General features: G+C 66.9%; 17 protein-coding genes and 1 tRNA gene. 11 read left to right on the forward strand and 7 right to left on the reverse strand.

The window, feature by feature from the left end:
• Window positions 1-308 precede the first annotated feature (308 nt).
• The gene (gene radA, locus ABD705_RS02995; protein ID WP_344780351.1) at window positions 309-1676 is read right to left on the reverse strand and encodes a DNA repair protein RadA; all 1368 of its coding nucleotides are present in this window, start codon (window positions 1674-1676) and stop codon (window positions 309-311) included.
• A gap of 210 nt (window positions 1677-1886) precedes the next feature.
• Here radA and ABD705_RS03000 point away from each other — a divergent pair, with 210 nt between their 5' ends.
• On the forward strand, window positions 1887-2927 hold the full coding sequence (locus ABD705_RS03000) for a uroporphyrinogen decarboxylase/cobalamine-independent methonine synthase family protein (RefSeq protein WP_344780353.1): 1041 nt from the start codon (window positions 1887-1889) through the stop codon (window positions 2925-2927).
• A 125-nt stretch (window positions 2928-3052) separates the two neighbouring features.
• A tRNA-Ser gene (locus ABD705_RS03005) sits at window positions 3053-3143 on the forward strand.
• A 239-nt stretch (window positions 3144-3382) separates the two neighbouring features.
• On the opposite strand, the gene ABD705_RS03010 is transcribed toward ABD705_RS03005, so the two are convergent.
• On the reverse strand, window positions 3383-4501 hold the full coding sequence (locus ABD705_RS03010; protein WP_344780355.1) for a tyrosine-type recombinase/integrase: 1119 nt from the start codon (window positions 4499-4501) through the stop codon (window positions 3383-3385).
• Window positions 4494-5084: a hypothetical protein gene (locus tag ABD705_RS03015; protein ID WP_344780357.1), complete on the reverse strand. Its 591-nt coding sequence runs from the start codon at window positions 5082-5084 to the stop codon at window positions 4494-4496. The genes ABD705_RS03010 and ABD705_RS03015 overlap by 8 nt, the downstream gene beginning before the upstream one ends.
• A 113-nt stretch (window positions 5085-5197) precedes the next feature.
• Between ABD705_RS03015 and ABD705_RS03020 the strand changes: the two genes are divergently transcribed.
• The 7 genes from ABD705_RS03020 to ABD705_RS03050 are packed head-to-tail and all read left to right on the forward strand — an operon-like array spanning window position 5198 to window position 8768.
• Window positions 5198-5431 (forward strand): DNA-binding protein, encoded by a 234-nt coding sequence (locus tag ABD705_RS03020; protein WP_344780358.1) that lies wholly within the window; start codon window positions 5198-5200, stop codon window positions 5429-5431.
• Window positions 5421-6113: a ParA family protein gene (locus ABD705_RS03025; RefSeq protein ID WP_344780359.1), complete on the forward strand. Its 693-nt coding sequence runs from the start codon at window positions 5421-5423 to the stop codon at window positions 6111-6113. The genes ABD705_RS03020 and ABD705_RS03025 overlap by 11 nt, the downstream gene beginning before the upstream one ends.
• Entirely contained in the window at window positions 6104-6610 is a 507-nt protein-coding gene (locus ABD705_RS03030) for a hypothetical protein (protein WP_344780360.1), read from the forward strand. Before ABD705_RS03025 ends, ABD705_RS03030 begins: the two co-directional genes overlap by 10 nt.
• Before the next feature lie 20 nt (window positions 6611-6630).
• Window positions 6631-7257 carry a hypothetical protein gene (locus ABD705_RS03035; RefSeq protein WP_344780361.1) on the forward strand — a complete coding sequence of 209 codons (627 nt, stop codon included), beginning with the start codon at window positions 6631-6633 and terminating at the stop codon, window positions 7255-7257.
• Between the two features lie 49 nt (window positions 7258-7306).
• Complete coding sequence (locus ABD705_RS03040; RefSeq protein ID WP_344780362.1) at window positions 7307-7585, forward strand: glutaredoxin family protein; 279 nt, start codon at window positions 7307-7309, stop codon at window positions 7583-7585.
• A 47-nt stretch (window positions 7586-7632) separates the two neighbouring features.
• On the forward strand, window positions 7633-8484 hold the full coding sequence (locus tag ABD705_RS03045) for a hypothetical protein (RefSeq protein WP_344780363.1): 852 nt from the start codon (window positions 7633-7635) through the stop codon (window positions 8482-8484).
• 29 nt (window positions 8485-8513) lie between these two features.
• Window positions 8514-8768, forward strand: a complete 255-nt coding sequence (locus tag ABD705_RS03050) for a hypothetical protein (protein WP_344780364.1) — start codon at window positions 8514-8516, stop codon at window positions 8766-8768.
• A 315-nt stretch (window positions 8769-9083) separates the two neighbouring features.
• Here the strand turns inward: ABD705_RS03050 and ABD705_RS03055 are convergent, their stop codons facing one another.
• The 3 genes from ABD705_RS03055 to ABD705_RS03065 all read right to left on the reverse strand — a co-directional run bounded on the left by ABD705_RS03055 (window position 9084) and on the right by ABD705_RS03065 (window position 10905).
• A complete protein-coding gene (locus ABD705_RS03055; RefSeq protein ID WP_344780366.1) occupies window positions 9084-9677 on the reverse strand; it encodes a recombinase family protein in 594 nt (197 codons plus the stop codon).
• Window positions 9674-10591: a zeta toxin family protein gene (locus ABD705_RS03060; RefSeq protein WP_344780368.1), complete on the reverse strand. Its 918-nt coding sequence runs from the start codon at window positions 10589-10591 to the stop codon at window positions 9674-9676. Before ABD705_RS03060 ends, ABD705_RS03055 begins: the two co-directional genes overlap by 4 nt.
• A 95-nt stretch (window positions 10592-10686) precedes the next feature.
• Window positions 10687-10905, reverse strand: a complete 219-nt coding sequence (locus tag ABD705_RS03065; RefSeq protein WP_344780370.1) for a hypothetical protein — start codon at window positions 10903-10905, stop codon at window positions 10687-10689.
• Between the two features lie 230 nt (window positions 10906-11135).
• On the opposite strand from ABD705_RS03065, the gene ABD705_RS03070 reads away from it, so the two are divergent.
• A protein-coding gene (locus ABD705_RS03070) for an IS3 family transposase (RefSeq protein ID WP_425562017.1) occupies window positions 11136-12382 on the forward strand; the annotation gives its coding sequence in 2 pieces (ribosomal slippage) (window positions 11136-11445 and window positions 11445-12382; 1248 coding nt in all).
• Window positions 12383-12453: 71 nt separating this feature from the next.
• On the opposite strand, the gene ABD705_RS03075 is transcribed toward ABD705_RS03070, so the two are convergent.
• Window positions 12454-12852 carry a very short patch repair endonuclease gene (locus ABD705_RS03075; RefSeq protein WP_344780374.1) on the reverse strand — a complete coding sequence of 133 codons (399 nt, stop codon included), beginning with the start codon at window positions 12850-12852 and terminating at the stop codon, window positions 12454-12456.
• A 161-nt stretch (window positions 12853-13013) separates the two neighbouring features.
• Here ABD705_RS03075 and ABD705_RS03080 point away from each other — a divergent pair, with 161 nt between their 5' ends.
• Window positions 13014-14180: a DNA cytosine methyltransferase gene (locus ABD705_RS03080; RefSeq protein ID WP_344780376.1), complete on the forward strand. Its 1167-nt coding sequence runs from the start codon at window positions 13014-13016 to the stop codon at window positions 14178-14180.
• Window positions 14181-14210: the final 30 nt, after the last annotated feature.

Here is a 14210-nt window from a genome sequence, read left to right on the forward strand (position 1 = left end):
CCCGGATACCAGTTATCGCCCTACTGCCACGAGGGTCACGGCTCCGCGAGCTCGATGGCGTCAAGATCGGTGGGCACTCGGGGGTCGCTCCGGAACAGGTGCCGGTCGCGCTCTCAAACCTCAGGGCGGGTTCTGTCTGCGCGACGGATCGGTGCTCTCGGACCCACCCACCCGGCCGGTGGCATCCCACCGCGTGAGCGTGGGCGGTACGGAGATTTGGGTTGCACCGGACCCCGCGCCTGGAGCCTGAGCCTCAGACGGTCAGGCGCTGCCCGGTCCTGTCGCCTGGTGGCAGCGCCCGACCCGGGTCAGAACCGCGGCACGTCGTCGGAGGTCGCCGCCATCGCCGTGGCCTTGACGACGTTCAGCGCGCGGCCGATGGACTCGGACTTCTCATCGACGACGGTGCGGTAGCCGAGCCGGCGGGCTTCGTGCCGGCGCTGATCGGCCAGGGTCACCGGCCGGATCTCGCCGGACAGGCTGAGCTCGCCGATCGCCGCCAGGTCGTGCCGCACCGCCTTGTCGCGCAGCGCCGTCGCGATGGCGATGGCGATGGCAAGGTCGGCGGCGGGTTCGACCAGACGCACCCCGCCGACGGTCGAGACGTACACGTCGTGACGGGACAGGTCGATCTCGGCACGGCGCTCGAGCAGGGCGAGGATCATCGCGACGCGGGAGGAGTCCACGCCGCTGACCACGCGCCGCGGATTCGGGCCGGATGCCGGCACGGTCAGCGCCTGCACCTCGACCGGCAGCGCGCGCCGGCCCTCCAGTGCGATCGTGATGCAGGTGCCGGCGACGGGCTTGCCGCTGCCCAGGAACAGCCGACTCGGATCGGGCACCTCTTCGATGCCGGCGCCGGTCATGTCGAAGCATCCGACCTCATCGGTGGGTCCGAACCGGTTCTTCAGGGTGCGCAGAAAGCGCAGCGCGGTCTGCCGGTCGCCCTCGAAGTGGCAGACCACGTCGACGAGGTGCTCGAGGATGCGGGGACCGGCGATCGACCCGTCTTTGGTGACGTGGCCGACGAGGATGACCGGCAGCGCGCGCTCCTTCGCGATGCGGATCAAGGTCGCGGCAACCTCGCGCACCTGACCCGGGTGGCCGGCCAGGCCGTCGCTGAGGCTGGAGGAGATCGTCTGCACCGAGTCGATGATCAGAAGCTCGGGCTCGACCTCGTCGATGTGCCCGAGGATCGTGGCCAGATCGGTCTCGGCCGCCAGGAAGAGCTCGTCGTGCAGCGCGCCGGTGCGCTCGGCGCGCAGGCGCACCTGGGCGGTGGACTCCTCACCGCTGGCGTACAGCACACGCCGGCCCGAGCGTGCGGACTGGGCGGCGACCTCGAGCAGCAGCGTGGACTTGCCCACACCCGGCTCGCCGGACAGCAGAATGGCCGCGCCGGGCACGATGCCGCCGCCGAGCACCCGGTCGAACTCTCCGACGCCGCTGGTGCGGCGCGGCGTGGCGGCGGTGTCGACCATCGTGATGGGGCGGGCCTTGCGGTTCGCCCTGGGAGCGATCGCAGTGACGGCGCGGGACGGGATGCCGGTGGCATCGGCCGCTTCGACCACGGTGCCCCACTGCTGGCATTCGCCGCAGCGGCCGACCCACTTCAGCGTCGTCCACCCGCATTCGGTGCAGCGGTACGGGGCGGCTGTTGCGGGTCGACGGGCCATGCGTCCAGGCTAGGCCCGGCCGCCGACATCCCGGGTCCGACATTGTTACGGCCCGCGACACGGCGCTATGCCGCCCTGAGGCGCGGTGGCAGAGTGAGTGCGTTCGCAGCGCTGACGCGAAGCCTCGCGCCCATCATGGGCACTGGCTGCGACTCCCCATATCCGTGCCGGGAGTCGTCTGGGCTCCCGACCTTCACGAAGGAGAGAGCCATGACACACGTGCGAGGCGCGCAGCTGGTGGGCAGCGTCAACTACGACGACGCCGAGACCACCATCCGGCAGGCGGCAAGCATCCTCGGGGCGCATCTGAAGCGCATCCCGGACGGCGAGCCCGGGCGGCGGTTCCACTGGATCGTCTTCCAGGCCGACATCCTCGGGCAGGCCGAGGGCATCGAGCGGGTCGGCGACGAGCCGATTCCGCTGCGGATGCTGGATGCCCGCCCGGTGCGGGTGGCCGACGGGGTCGACCCGGCATCCATTCGGCTGGCGGCGCTGGGCTATGCGAGCGCGGCGATCGAGTCCTATGCGATCTTCACGCGGCTGCGTGGCGAGGGGGTGGTGGCGGCCGGGACGCGATTCCAGGTCTCGCTGCCCACGCCGCTGGCCGTCGTGGGGGCGTTCTTCCCGCCGGACCAGCGCGCCGGCATCGAGCCGGTGTATCGGAAGGCGCTGTATCGGGAGCTCGATGAGATCCTCGCGGCGATCCCGCACGAGGATCTGGCGATCCAGTGGGACAACGCGGTCGAGTTCGGGCTGATCGAGCAGGTCGAGCAGATCGGGGGACAGCCCTGGTGGAGCGGGGATGTCTGGGACGGGCTGACGGCGCGGTCGGGTGAGCAGGCCGACCGGGTGCCGGCCGACGTCGAGGTCGGATTCCACCTCTGCTACGGAGACGTGGCCGAGCAGCACTTCATCGAACCGGCAGACGCCGCGAACCTGGTGCGGTTCGCCAACGCGCTGGTGGCGGCATCCGGCCGGCACGTCGACTGGATCCACCTGCCGGTGCCGATCGAGCGGGATGACGACGGGTATTTCGCGCCGCTGGAGAGGCTTGAGATCGGTGACACCGAGCTGTACCTGGGGCTGGTGCATCGCGAGGACGGTGCCGAGGGCGCACAGCGGCGGATCGCGACGGCGCTGCGGCATGTCGACACGTTCGGCGTGGCCACCGAGTGCGGCATCGGGCGTGCGCCGGAGGGTACGACGGACGGCATTCTGCGGGCGCATGCGGAGGTTGCTACGGCCTGGTAGGGCGGGTGGCTGATGTCGCGCGGCGATCGCGGCCGGTGCCGGCGCGCTGTCGCGGGTGGCGAGCCGCTGATTGGCAGGCCGCCGGCATTTGGTGACGCCTATTTTCGTCACGTACACTTGTGCGCGGTGACGTGTCCGAGCGGCCGAAGGTGCAACTCTCGAAAAGTTGTGTAGGGTAACCCCCTACCGTGGGTTCAAATCCCACCGTCACCGCCAGCTTAGAAGCCCCGCGATCCATTGAAAACACTGGGATCGCGGGGCTTGCTCTTTGCCCGAAAAGGGCCCCGTGCACACATTTTGCCCACACTTGAAAGCGATCCAGGGCGATTGAGAGCGGGAAATGGGGTGGGGACGTGCGCTGCGAGTTGCCGAGATCGCATGAATGTTCGGTCTCTATGCCGGGGTCGCGGCGTCGTCAGTTCCCATGATCAAGACCGGCTCGCGGGCCGGCCGCGTCACTGAGTCGTCGGCGATTCGGGGATCGTGCGGTTGAGGCTCTCGGTCCGCGCTCTGTCGAGCGCCGTGGCAACCTTGTCGAGGTCGTCATCGAACAGGTCGCTGTATATGTCGAGGGTGACGGCGGCGCTCGCGTGGCCGAGCATACGTTGCACGGCTTTGACATTCGCGCCGGCGCTGACCGAAAGCGAGGCGGCGGTGTGACGAAGGTCGTGTGGGGTCACGCGCGGGAGGTTCGGGTCAGACCTCTGCGCTCGGCGAACCGCGCCCGCAAACCATCCGTCACGCGAGTTTGGCAGACGCATCGGCTGTGCCCCGTCACCGAAGACGAAGGCTTCGGGGCCGCGTGTTTGAGCGCGAAGAGTCAGCATGTCGACCACGAATGGGGGGATCGGCACCGTTCTGTGTCGATGCGACTTGGGGGTTCCGATCACGACCGTGTTGTTGACCATGACGGCGTTCTCTTCGATCCGGACCCGGCCCCTCGGCAGGTCGAGGTGGCGTACGCGGATGCCTGTGGCTTCACCCCAGCGCAGGCCGGTGTAGGCGAGGAACCGGATGAGCACGGGATCCCGCGAATTGAGGGCGAGCAGTTCTACCTGCGCGTGCGTGAGATAGGCCTTGCGCTTGCTGGTCTTGCGGGGCAAAGTCATCTTGCGGGCCGGGTTGCTCGAAAGAATCCGGTCCTCTATAGCTGTGTCGAAGATGCCGGCCAAGATCCCGTGTGCTCGCAAGACGTTCGTCGCACTCTGTGTCGCTGACATCTCGGATACCCAGTCCTGGATTTCCGAGTGGCGGACCTTCGCCAGTACTCGACGACCCCATCTTGGTTCGACGTGTATCCGCCACGAGGACTCGATGGAGCGGTACGCCGACGGCTTGAGCACCTGCTCGCGCGACGCTACCCACCTCGCGCCCAGGCTTCCGATCTTGACCTCGGCGGCGCTGAGATCGATGAACTCGCCCTTGGCCTTCGAGACTTCGACGCCGGCGAGGAAGAGTTCGGCGTCGCGTTTGGTCGTGAATCCACGCTTGTCGGTCTGTGTACCGTCGGGCCGCCGGTATCGCACCCGGTATCGCTTGCCCTGGGTGGTCGTGTACGAGGCGACGCTACCCACCCGCCGGTCGACCGACGTTGGACGTCATTCCGACGAGCCAGCCGGCCGCACGAGCCTTCTGAATCCAGTCGGAGGCGGTGCGTTCGGGCACATTGAGCTCAAGTGCGATGAGCTTGACAGGCGGTAGGTCCGCGAGCGTCGCGGTGCCGTAGAGGATCTCGATCACTTCCCATCGCTCGTCCTTCATCCCGCGCTTGACGACGGCCTGTGCCATCCAGGGCGGCACGATGCGGCCCTCGGCGGTGGTCAGGTCCGCCACGGTCGTCCAGCTGGCGGTTGGACTGTCGTCGAGCTGCAATGCAACGCAGTGGGGGATGGCGATGCGCAGGATGGCTTGTGGCGCCGTGTGCTTGAGCCGGTCTTCATCGAAGTCTGCCGCCACTGCCCGGTTCACGATCGTGGTGATGATGTATCGGCCGCGCTCCGCGAGGTAGTGCGCTTCGATCGTGGTCTCGACGCCGCTCGTCTCATCGACTGCTGTCGCGACGAACGCGGGAGCGATACGCAGAGCGGCCCCTACGGCTTGTGTCGCGGCGCGCGCGGACATGATCTCGCCGTCGGGTGTCTTCACGTCGACCTTCACCCCCTTAGTTTGCCTTACCGCTGCTGCGTTCTGCAGAAACCTCTTGACTAACCATATTGCTTAGGTGTGTACTCATGTCAAGTGGATCGAGCATTACGCAGAAGGAGTCGGAGATGACAACCACGGTGAAGCCGACGGATCCGGTGCTGACGAAGCAGTTACTGACGCCGAGCGACGTGGTCGCGCTTATCCCGGGGCTCAAGCTGAAGCTGCTGGCCGAGTGGAGATACAAGAAGACGGGGCCACGGTTCTACAAGGTCGGGCGCATCATTCTGTATCCATTTGACGACCTCGAGGCGTGGTTTGAGGGTCTCGAGGGCGGGACTGGGCTGCGAGATGACGACTGAGCTCAGCGCCGACGTCACCCCGATGCGTATCGTCGCGGTCGCGAACCAGAAGGGCGGAGTCGGCAAGACCACGGTCACGATGCAACTCGCTGCCGCGTTGTCGCGCCGCTACCAGGTGCTCGTTGTCGATGTCGACCGGCAGCGGTCGACAGTCTGGTGGGCCGAGAACATGCGCGACCGGCTCCCGTTCGATTTCACCGGTGAGCAGAACCCGAAGTCGCTCACCCGGATGCGCGACCTGCACATCCAATACGACTTCGTGCTGGTCGACACCCCGGGCAGCCTCGAGGACACGTCGATACTGGAGACTGTGCTCGACGCGGCCGACTATGCGGTCGTCCCGTTGACGCCGGAGCCCCTCGCCGTCGAGTCGTCGATGCGGACCATCTCGTGCCTGATCGAGCCGCGACAACTGCGATACGCGGTGCTGTTGAACCGGATTGATCCCCGCATCCCTTCACAGCTGCGCACTTGGCAGGACCTGCTTGACACCACGTGGGGTGTCCCTCGCTTCGACGCGTATTTGCGTCAGTACAAGGCGCAGTCTGACGCCCCCGTGCTGGGTGAACTCGCCACGACACTGGGCGATAACCGTCGCACCGCTGGAACCATCGCCGACGTCACCCGGATCGGCCACGAGATGTCCGAACAGTTCACACCGGCGTTGAACGGATGGTGGTGACGATGGGCAGGATCGACCTCGCCGACAGGCTTGAGGACGCACGTGCACGCATCGATGGGGAGCAGGCGCCGACCGGCCACACGGAGCCGAGGTTCGCGCGGATGGCGCGCAAGGACGCGCGGATCCGGGTTGACCAGGATGCCGCGCTGACAGCGCTCGCGAGGTCGCTGATGCGCCAGCGTCGCGTGAAGGCCGAACGCATCACCGAGAACACGCTCATCCGGGTGGCTATCGACCTGCTCTTGGCCCACGCCGACGAACTGCGCGGCTCAACGGAGAACGAACTGCGTGACGGCATCATTACCGCACTTCCGCACTCCCGAACTTCCACAGGCCGGGCTTCCCGTAGTTCCGGGGTTCCGGAGCTCCCGACCACTGATGTACGGGACACCCGGACATCCGGGCCGAGGCAGGCCCGCACACCGCATTCGCCGCAGTCCGGTACTTCCGGGATGCCGACGGTCGGCGCGGGCGTCGCGTCGGCGAGGCGACGGTGACGGCATGACAGGAACCGGTTATGAACGAATCCCTGCGCGAGAAGCTGGATGCCCCGCACGTCGCGACCGCACCGGGATCGCGGTGCGTGATCCTGAGAGCGGAGGCTCCGATGAACGAGTACGGCCGGATGGCGCGGGGGTACTGGCGTGCCCACCGGCCCGACGCGTACGCGCAGACCGAGAACCCCGACAAGTTCTTCACGTGGATGGGCCACCAAATCAGCCGCCGAGTTGCGGAACTCACCCCGCAACTCGCTGGCCGCGACAGACCGGGGGAACACCCGCTGGACAAGGGTGCACGGCTGGACACGGCCACTGCCATGGCGGTGGGCGAGGCGTTCAACGACTTCGGCATTCCGACAGCGCCGCCGCTGACCAGGCTGGCATGGGAACGCGCCGATTCCGAACTCGAAGCACAGTTGCATGCGTGGGCAGAAACGGTCCGCGACCAGGGGACGGATGCCGCAACCGACGCATCCGGCATAACCGCGGCATCCCGCAGATTCCTGCTCACCGAGCAGTTCCTGACCGCCCTCGTCTCAGCGCCGGACCCGCAGCTGTTCCTGAACGACCCGACCAACCGCGCCGAGTGGGAAGCCGGTGTCGAGCGTCGATGGGCACGGGATCGGATGCCGCGACCCACGTAGCCACCGACGTCACTCCCATCGCCGAGACTCTCCTTCCGGGAGGCCGGCCATGACCACGGTCACCGTCTACAGCACTGGTCGCGGATGTGTGCGGTGCATGCTCACATGCCGGAAGCTCGCCGAAGCGGGCATCCCCTCCCGGGTCATTGACCTCACCACCCAGGCCAACTCCCACACGCGGCAGTACCTCACCGATGACCTGGGGTACAGCGAAGCGCCCGTGGTGATTGTGGACGACGAGCCAGACCAGCACTGGGCCGGTTTCCGGCCTGACCTCATCGACCGGCTGGCCGCCGGCATCCCACACACCGGAAGGGACGAACCCTGATGACTGACGACGACGCGGCCGACGAGCTCACTCGTCAGACCGAAGACGTGCAGGCCGCAATCGCGGCCGCACGAGCCCGACTGCGCAAACGCCAATATGAGCAGCGTCAGCGACAGCAGCAGTACAACCACGACTACTACGTCGCGCACCGCGAGAAGCTCCTCGAACAGTCCAAGCAGCATGCCGCCAGCCGGCGCGCCGCGGACCCGGAGCGGATCAAGGCGCAGCAGCGTGCGCGCACCAACCGGTACTACCAGCGGCACAAGGAGCAGCGGCGCGCCAAGCGCCGCGAGGACTATCACCTGCATCCCGAGCGGGAGAAGACCAGCCGTGACAAGTACTATGCCGAGCACGCCGACCAGGTGCGGGCGCGCCACCGCGATCGCGCCTCCGCGAAGAACGCGCATCAGCGCGCTGTGAGTCGTGAACGCAGGGGCCTGGAACGCCGCGTCAGCGAACTCGGACTGCCGCCCCCGCAACCGCACAAGACCACCGCGCGAGAACGGTTCTTCAACGAGCGTGACGCGGACGCCTTCTTCGCACGGGAATGGAGCCCCGATGACGTGGACCGGATGCGCCGCGCCAGCATTGCCACACCACCCGAGCTGCTGGCCGCCTGGGTGCGGGACTGCACGCGGGCCCGCGCCACACACCGCCTCTCCGAAAAGCGCGACGAGCTCGCCCGCCTCCACCAAGAGCTCGACCGCGGCGCACAACGGGATCAAGCCCGCCGTGCGGAGGCGGCGAGGCGAGCACGTGCCGAGGCGGAACGGCTCGACGACATCGGCCGGCAGATCAACGACCGTCTGCGCCAGACCCCGCGCCGTCACCAGTGGCCGGATCCGGCCGCGCCGCATCCTATGTTGCAGCCGCAGCAGCCGAGGGGAATGAACCGATGACCACAAGTACGATCAGCCAGGGAGACTTCATGATCGACCGCACCGACACTGAGACGACGCTGTACCGCGTCGCGATCAGCGCATTCACCTACTACCCCGACAAGCCGGACGCCGAACCCGGCTACACCGTCGATGAAGACGTCGCATGGTGCATAGAGCCTCTCGCCTCCCTGCCCGACGCAGTCCTGACCGAGATGCGCAGCGCCGTCCGCGCGATGATCACCAACCCAACGGCCAACCGGCGCGACTTCATCGCACGACTCGCCTCCCTCGCGGAGGGGTGACCGCGTCGGCGGAGGACGCGGAGGAGCGCAACCTCCTGGCGGCCGATGATAGCTCCCTCCGGGCCTCTCCGTGCCGGGCTTTCGCGGCATATCCTCGCCCCGCAGCTACCGCTCCGGGGCTCCGGTATTCCACGGTCCCGGCACTGCGCACCCCTCCGGTCGCTTCCCGTAGCCACTTGCCAGGAAGCCGCCCAGGAATGGTCGAGAGCGTGGTGCGCGACAGGCGGGTGCAGTAGCGGTGGCGTGGCAGAAGGTCGCGCGTCACACGCCGATCTGGCGCCGCAGGGCCAGCGAAATCGGCAGGTAGTCCGCGCGCTACTCGGCCAGGTCACCGCGCCGGACGGTGACCGGAGTCTCCGCTGTCGCCCCGAGTGCGCGCTTGACGGCGTTCGCGCTCACCCCGAGCACGCGCGCGATGTGAGTGATGGGACGGCCGAGGTTGCGCAGTTCTACGGCCATCGCGATCCGTTCCGGCGTCATCACAGTGGGCCTGCCCGGTCGGCGCCCTTCGCTGGCAGCTGATGCCATGCCGGCACGTGTCTGCAGACTCGTCAACCGTCGTCGCAACGACTCCAGCGCTGCGAACACCTCCGCCGGATCCGCGACATCGCCTGTGCACAGCGCCGGCTCCGCCAGCGAGCGAAACCCGACCCCGCGACGGGCAAGGGCGTCGACCGTGGCCAGGAAGTGCGCAACGGTATGCGACAGCGCAGCCGCACTCGGCACGACCAGCACGTCACCTGTCTCCAGAAGCGCGAGACAGTCCCGCAGCCCCGGCCGCATACGCACATCCGCTGATTCGATATCGGTGAAGACGCGTCTCGCTCCCGCGCCCGCCAGCGCATCGACATCCGCCTGCGTTCCGCTTCCGCCGGACAGGTCGCGCGTGTAACCGATGAGTCGGTTCATCGGGTCGGACCGTCGCGGTCGGGCCCGCGCGGCACGAGTATGGGCGCCGCGACATCCGGCTGTTCATGTTCGCGCTGCACATCGCGCCGCAGCGCCACCAGGCGTGCGACGGTGCGCTGCTCGATCAAGGTCGCGAACTTCCCGTTGGCGGGGACGTGCAGTTCCGGGATGACCTCGCGCAACGCGGTCTCATGAAGATCCACCAGCGCCTCCGTGACTCCCACGGGGAGATCACGACGGGATGCCGCGAACTCGGTGACATGGTGCAACTCACTCAACCACTGCGTGGCATCCCGGCGACCCATGCGCGTCGACTGCGCCGCGAGCAGCGCATCGCGGGCTCCGGTGAAGGCGTTCTCTCCATCCGAGCGCTGGCCGTCGAACACGGCACGACCGCCTCGGTCCAGAACAGTCAGCCGGTCCGTGAATGGTGTCGTCTCCAGCGCTGCGACCAGAACACGAGTCGCGTCGAATCCGCTGTCATGGGCCTCGCGGCTGGTGAAACGGGCAGGAACACCCGCCTGCACGTCCCGCAGATAACGCGACGTCACCGTCAACAGGCTCTCCGCCCGTCGCGACCCCACCACGACCACACGCGTGCGGAAACCCGCATCGGCGAAGCGCTCCGCGGTTGCCGCCACAAGCGCTGGGTCCGGGAAGGTGCCATCCAGAAGCAGAGAGCGCCTATGCTCGCGCGCATACCGGATGCCCGCGCTGACCCACGATGCCGTCGCCCGATCGAGGCCCGCGGCGGCCTCTTGCGAACCGGATCTCATCAGTTCGACCGCGCCCGGGTGGAACGCGCGGAGGTCGTCACCATGCAGAGCGCTGAGCGTGCCACCAGACTCTGCGACGAGCGCGGCCGCGGCGCGTGCTCGCCCGGCACCCAGTTGCGCTGCCAACAGCACCAGCACCGGCTCATCGTCCGCCGATCCCGGTGCGAAGTAGAGCGGCACGATCTTGCGCTCGAAGATCTCGCGCCGGGCATCCTCACTCAGATCCGAGCCCGTCATGAGCGCCCACCCGCGAGGTCGCGGATCCTCTCACTGACACGCCCCGCGAGCTCATCGACGGCAGTGCGATCGAAGCCGTCGACAGCGAGCAGATCGCGGCGCAGCTGAATCACCTCGGCACGGGCAACATCATGAGGCAGCGCAGAACCGAGTAACAACGCCGTGAGCGACGTGGCAGCCGCGCGCAAGCGGTCGTACGCGACGACATCATTCACCCGCCACGCCGACATCTCAGCCAAACTCGCCTCCCAGCACCCATCGTAGCCTCGCCGCCGAAAAGGTACCGTGCGAGTTTCGCGTGGAGACTCAGAGGACCTCGTGCCTGCGGGTTCACTCCTCACGCGCCCAGACGAGCCGCACGGTGTCGAAAGGTGAGTGGGCGCTTGACCCCTGATCTTGGACACGCTGATTCCAGCACGTTGCTGGGGAAGCGAGAATCCAGGGGATGGCTAGGAAGAACTACACGGACGAGTTCCGGCAGCGGGCGGTGGACTTGTATGAGTCCACGCCTGGGGCGACGTTGAAGGGCATCGCGGCAGACCTCGGGGTCTCCCGCGGTGCGCTGCGGGAGTGGGTCGAGAAGCACAGCTCCGGGACCACGACCGCGGGGGCAGGGCCGGTGCCGGTGGGTCGTCGGCCGGAGTCCCAGGCGGCGCGGATCGCACGGCTGGAGGCCGAGCTGGCCGAGTCGAAGGCGGAGAAGTTGAAGCTCGAGACGGAGCGGGACATTCTCCGTCAGGCGGCGAAGTATTTCGCCGGGGAGACGAACTGGTGAACCGCTTCCAGTTCGTCGAGGACCACAAGGACGCCTACGGCGTGAAGCGGTTGTGTGAGGTCGTCGAGATCGCCAGGTCGTCGTTCTACGCCTGGCTCGCAGCCGCCCCGGGACGGGCCGCGAGAGCGGCGGAGGACGCGGCTCTCGCCGAGCGGATCCGGGTGCTGCAAGACCCCGCTCAGGGTGGCGACCGCGCCTACGGGGCGCCGCGGATCACCGCCGACCTCAACGACGGCGCGACGCCCACGGAACGGGTGAATCACAAGCGAGTCGCCCGCGTGATGCGGGAACACCAGCTCGCGGGGATCCGGCTGCGCCGGCGGGTCAAGACCACGATCCCGGACCAGTCCGGACGCAAGTACCCCGACCTGATCGGACGGGACTTCAGCATCGGTGAGCCGAACCGTCGCTACGTCGGCGACATCACCTACCTCCCCATCGCGGACGGCTCGAACCTGTATCTCGCGACCTGCATCGACCTCGGGTCCCGCAAGCTCGCCGGTTGGCAGATCGCCGACCACATGCGCACCGAACTCGTCGAAGACGCCCTCCGCGCCGCGGCCCGCGACCGCGGCTCACTGGCCGGCGCGATCTTCCACAGCGACCACGGCAGCGTCTACACGTCGAAGGACTACGCCGCGCTCTGCAAGGAGCTGAAGGTGACGCAGTCCATGGGCGCGATCGGATCGAGTGCCGACAACTCGCTGGCGGAGAGCGTCAACGCGGCGCTCAAACGGGAGCTGCTCGAGGGACGGTCGGCGTTCCCTGACCAGGCCACCGCCTACCGGGCCGTGTTCCGATGGGCGAGCCGCTACAACACTCGCCGACGCCACTCCGCGATCGGCCAGATCACCCCGAACAGCTACGAGGCCGCCCACGCAGCCGCCACGTCCGCTACCCTCGCGGAAGCGGCATAACCGAACCGACACCGTGTCCACGATCGAGGGTCAAGGCCCGTGGGCATCCGCTCAGGTGAGTGGGCATCCGCTCATAGGACGGCGGCCTTGATGCGCCTCACGACATCGTCCGCGGCCTCGTGCTCCCAGAACCGCATCACGATCCACCCAGCCTCCTGCAGTAGCCCGGTGGTTTCGCGGTCGCGTTCGACGTTCCGCTGGAGTTTCGGCAGCCAGTACTCGCTGTTCCGCTTGGGCAAGGTCCCGTGCTCGGGGCAGCTGTGCCAGTAGCATCCATCAATGAAGACTGCGATGTGCTTGCGGGTGAACACGATGTCCGCCTTACGCCGCCCTCCGAGCGGTGCGAAGTCGACTCGGTAGCGGAGTCCTGCCGCGTGGATGCGTCTTCGGATGGCAAGCTCGGGCGATGTGTCTCGACGCCGATTCCCTTGCATCGATCGGCGTGATCCGTCCGAGCTCGCCCACGACATCTCACAACGCTACGCCGAATCGACGATGTCGTACCCTCGAACTAGTATTCGGGGTGCCTTCGGAGCGAACTCGGCGCTGCGTCGCTGCGTGATGTCGATGTACCCGGTAGGCTGCTAATTCAGAGTCCGACTTCACAGACAAACCCACCGAGGAGTTGATCGTGTCCGAGTCCTTCCGGATGGGGGAGCTCTTCAGCGGCCCCGGAGGCATGGCTCTCGGAGCCCGGCTCGCGGCGCAGGCAACCGAGGGTGTCGAGCTTCTGCATGCTTGGGCGAATGACTACGACCTCGACACCTGCAGAACCTACCGCCGCAACATCCTTGTACCCGAATATGGTGAGGATGCAAAGGTCGTCGATTCGTCGACCGAATTGCCTGTCGGTGGCGGAGGAATCGTCCATCAGAACGTGCACGACCTCGACATCGATGCACTTGGCGACATCGAGGGCTTCGCCTTCGGTTTCCCTTGCAACGACTACAGCCTCGTTGGAGAGTGGAAGGGGCTGGCCGGTACATACGGACCGCTGTACTCCTACGGGGTGAAGGTGCTCGCATCGAAGAAGCCCAAGTGGTTCGTCGCCGAGAACGTGTCAGGCCTCCGCGGTGCGAACGAGGGGCGTGCCTTCAAGCAGATCCTGGAACACCTCCAAAGGCCCGATGACGGTCCTGGCTACACGATCGTCCCGCACCTGTACTCGTTCGACGACTACGGGGTCCCCCAGCGCCGTCAGCGGATTGTGATTGTCGGCATTCGGGAAGACATCGACGTCGAGTTCCGCGTGCCGTCGCCCGAGATATACAAGGACGTGGACGTCACCGCCCGAACGGGAATCACCTCGCCGCCGATCGATCGTCGCGCACCGAACCACGAGTTCACGAGACAGTCCAAGAATGTCGTCGACCGGCTGAACCACATATATCCGGGCGAGCACGCCTTCTCCCCGCGAGTGGTCAAGGTCTTGCCCAAACACCTCCGTATCAAGACCAAGACCACGATCAGCACGATCTATAAGCGACTTGAGCCGGATAAGCCCGCGTACACAGTCACAGGCGCGGGCGGTGGCGGTTCGCACATGTACCACTGGTCGGCCAGCCGAGCCCTGACGAATCGGGAGAAGGCCCGACTCCAGTCGTTCCCCGACGATTTCATATTCGAAGGACTCAAGGACAGTGTCCGCAAGCAAGTCGGAATGGCGGTCCCCGTGAAGGGTGCCGAGGCCATCTTCACCGCCCTGTTCAAGTCTTTCGCACGAGCACCGTATCCCTCGATCGATCCGAACATCGAGGTTGCGAAGATCCTCTCGCCTGGACATCTCGGGCAGTCGTGAACGCTATGTCGGTGCCACCGACCAGAATGG

Source organism: Microbacterium kribbense, assembly GCF_039537285.1.
Taxonomy (GTDB): domain Bacteria; phylum Actinomycetota; class Actinomycetes; order Actinomycetales; family Microbacteriaceae; genus Microbacterium; species Microbacterium kribbense.